General features: G+C 55.0%; 1 protein-coding gene. It reads right to left on the bottom strand.

Features of this window, described 5'->3' with window-relative positions; all coding sequences use genetic code 11:
* On the bottom strand, window positions 1–347 hold a 347-nt coding region (locus tag MXD62_RS10535; RefSeq protein ID WP_368862384.1), incomplete at both ends, for a CoA-transferase.

Raw genomic sequence — 347 nt, 5'->3', positions numbered from 1 at the left:
ATATATCTTCACCGGGTACGGCCCAGTTGGCGATCTCACCTTTTTCACTGATCTGCAAAGCGCCAAGCACCGCCACATCAACGTGTCCGCCTCGTATCATCACGAAAGAATCGGCACTGGAAAAAAGCGAGGCGCCTCTGCCGAAGGTGATCGGATGCTTGCTGGCGCTGATCAGGTCCATATCGATATCATCGTCGGGAGGTGTGGGTCCCATTCCCAGCAAGCCGTTTTCCGACTGGAGAAATACCTCAACCTCCGGCGTCAGGTAATCGGGGATCAAGGTGGGAATCCCTACCCCGAGGTTTACTACTGTGCCAGTCTGCAACTCCCTGGCTATACGCTTGGCA

This window comes from Frankia sp. Mgl5 (genome assembly GCF_023242985.1).
GTDB lineage: Bacteria > Actinomycetota > Actinomycetes > Frankiales > Frankiaceae > Parafrankia > Parafrankia soli.
The sequence above is the reverse complement of the archived record's forward strand: the minus strand, read 5'-3'. Positions and strand labels throughout refer to the sequence as shown.